The organism is Shewanella sp. CG12_big_fil_rev_8_21_14_0_65_47_15, from assembly GCF_002783505.1.
Taxonomy (GTDB): domain Bacteria; phylum Pseudomonadota; class Gammaproteobacteria; order Enterobacterales; family Shewanellaceae; genus Shewanella.
In genome coordinates, this window is the sequence record NZ_PFGL01000020.1 from 51,128 (window position 1) to 53,755 (window position 2,628).

At 46.5% G+C, this 2,628-nt stretch carries 1 protein-coding gene and 6 tRNA genes (1 of these 7 running past the window's edge); 2 read left to right on the forward strand and 5 right to left on the reverse strand.

Annotated elements, in window-relative coordinates:
* From COW15_RS06075 to COW15_RS06095, 5 genes are all read right to left on the reverse strand, one after another.
* A tRNA-Val gene (locus COW15_RS06075) sits at nt 1–31 on the reverse strand (it extends 78 nt beyond the left edge of the window).
* Between the two features lie 26 nt (nt 32–57).
* Nucleotides 58–133 (reverse strand) — tRNA-Val (locus tag COW15_RS06080).
* A gap of 48 nt (nt 134–181) precedes the next feature.
* Nucleotides 182–257 (reverse strand) — tRNA-Val (locus COW15_RS06085).
* Nucleotides 258–289: 32 nt separating this feature from the next.
* Nucleotides 290–365, reverse strand: a tRNA-Val gene (locus COW15_RS06090).
* Nucleotides 366–413: 48 nt separating this feature from the next.
* Nucleotides 414–489 (reverse strand) — tRNA-Val (locus COW15_RS06095).
* A gap of 428 nt (nt 490–917) precedes the next feature.
* Here COW15_RS06095 and gltX point away from each other — a divergent pair.
* Together gltX and COW15_RS06105 are read left to right on the forward strand one after the other, a co-directional pair.
* Nucleotides 918–2,342, forward strand: a complete 1,425-nt coding sequence (gene gltX / locus COW15_RS06100) for a glutamate--tRNA ligase (RefSeq protein ID WP_293630961.1) — start codon at nt 918–920, stop codon at nt 2,340–2,342.
* Between the two features lie 104 nt (nt 2,343–2,446).
* Nucleotides 2,447–2,522: transfer RNA gene (locus tag COW15_RS06105), tRNA-Ala, on the forward strand.
* Nucleotides 2,523–2,628 lie beyond the last annotated feature (106 nt).

Here is a 2,628-nt window from a genome sequence, read left to right on the forward strand (position 1 = left end):
GGAGGTGCTCTCCCAGCTGAGCTAAGCGACCTGGGATAAATTGGGTATTGCAGAGTATGGTGGTCGCTACTGGGCTCGAACCAGTGACCCCCTCCTTGTAAGGGAGGTGCTCTCCCAGCTGAGCTAAGCGACCTGGGAACTCTTGCATACACAAATTTTAAGTCATTATTCAACGGATGAATGGTGGTCGCTACTGGGCTCGAACCAGTGACCCCCTCCTTGTAAGGGAGGTGCTCTCCCAGCTGAGCTAAGCGACCTGGGAATGACTTACTACAGTTAAAGTGTTATATGGTGGTCGCTACTGGGCTCGAACCAGTGACCCCCTCCTTGTAAGGGAGGTGCTCTCCCAGCTGAGCTAAGCGACCTGGGATATAACGGCTTGTAAACCATGAGATTATTATTTAAATAAGCTATGGTGGTCGATACTGGGCTCGAACCAGTGACCCCCTCCTTGTAAGGGAGGTGCTCTCCCAGCTGAGCTAATCGACCTCGCTGTGTGGAGCCGTATTATAGGGAGGTTCGATCTAGTGTCAACGCTTTTTAATGAAAAAAGCATTGGTCGCGCTATTTTTGTTCGCATTGGCTTATTGTTAATCACGCCATCAATCAAAGTGTTATTTTATTAAGCCGTTAACGTACCCTACAACATTTCAGTCCCTTGGTTTAATCGCAGCATAGATGGCTTAATACCTTAATAAAGGTGTTGAAAGTTTATCAGTATTTTGGCCTGCATTTTGAACGGTTCTTCAGTGGATAGGATGTATAAAGGAAACTCGGCTCGGTAGGGCGATTTTATGAGATATATGATACTGACTTGTATGGCCCATTTGCAGCGCAGACTTTGACTGTTAGAATAAGCGCACTTTTTACTGTGATTGTCTTTATCTAGACGACTTTATATAGGTTAGTGTCCCACTATGACAACTAAGACGCGTTTTGCCCCTAGTCCAACTGGTTTCTTGCACGTGGGCGGTGCCCGAACTGCACTTTATTCTTGGTTACAAGCTCGCGCCAATAATGGTGAGTTTGTATTACGCATCGAAGATACGGATATTGAACGTTCGACTCAAGCTGCCTGCGATGCCATTTTAGAGGGTATGAATTGGTTAGGTTTGACTTGGGACGAGGGTCCATACTATCAGACTAAGCGTTTTGATCGTTATAACGAGATCATCGCGCAAATGTTAGAGCAGGGCACAGCATATAAATGTTATTGCTCACGCGAACGTATTGATGCATTAAGAGAATCACAAGCTGCCAAGGGCGAAGCGCAAAAATACGATGGCTGCTGCCGCGATTTACCTGCCCGTGTTCTGTCAGCGGGTGAGAATGATGAGCCTTTTGTGGTGCGTTTTAAAAACCCTATCGGCGGCTCTGTGGTATTTGATGATCATGTACGTGGCCGTATCGAGTTTTCGAACGACACGTTAGATGACCTTATTATTGCCCGTACCGATGGCGTTCCTACCTATAACTTCTGTGTCGTCGTAGATGATTGGGATATGGGGATCACTTGTGTGGTGCGTGGGGAAGACCATATCAATAATACGCCGCGCCAAATCAATATCCTTAAGTCGCTTGGTGCACCTATTCCTGAATATGCTCATGTATCGATGATTTTAGGGGATGACGGCGCTAAGTTATCTAAGCGCCACGGCGCGGTAAGCGTCATGCAATACCGTGATGATGGCTATTTACCCGAAGCGCTGCTCAACTATTTAGTGCGTTTAGGTTGGTCACATGGCGATCAAGAAGTTTTCTCTCTCGAGGAAATGAAGCAATACTTTAAGTTAGACGATATTAATAAGGCTCCTTCTGCCTTTAATACCGATAAACTGGTTTGGTTGAACCAGCACTATATTAAGACGCTTGATCCTGAGTATGTGGCAACCCACTTACAATGGCATATGGACGACCAAAAGATTGATACCTCAAATGGTCCTGCATTATCTGCCGTCGTCACTGCGCTTGCCGAACGCGCCAAGACCTTAAAAGAGTTAGCCGCCTCTAGTCGCTACTTCTATGAAGACTTCGCTGAGTTTGATGCAGAGCAGGCGAAAAAGCATTTACGTGGTGTAGCGCTCGAGCCATTACAATTAGTACAGCAAAAGTTAGCAGCATTACCAGAGTGGACTGTTGAGGCGATTCATCAGGCCATTGAAGATACTGCGACTGAATTAGAAGTGGGAATGGGGAAAGTTGGTATGCCATTACGCGTTGCTGTTACTGGAGCAGGGCAGTCACCAGGCCTTGATATTACGTTATTTTTAATTGGAAGAAGCCGTTCTGAGCAAAGAATATCCAAAGCGATTGAATTTGTAGCAGATAGAATAAATTCCTAAAAAACGAGTTGACACTTTTAGGTGTGCTGCATAGAATGCGCCACGCAGTTGAGACACAGGCGAGCGAATGTTTGCGGTGCACTTAAATGTAGTTTGATAAGTTTGGGGCTATAGCTCAGCTGGGAGAGCGCTTGCATGGCATGCAAGAGGTCGACGGTTCGATCCCGTCTAGCTCCACCAAACTTACCGCCGATATTAAGCGGGAGCATTAGGTTCAAATTAATATGTCCTTGTGTCCCCTTCGTCTAGAGGCCTAGGACACCGCCCTTTCACGGCGGTAACAGGG

Coding starts and splice junctions, on each gene's coding strand:
- gltX (WP_293630961.1), top strand. CDS start 918: ATGACAACTAAGACGCGTTTTGCCCCTAGTCCAACTGGTTTCTTGCAC.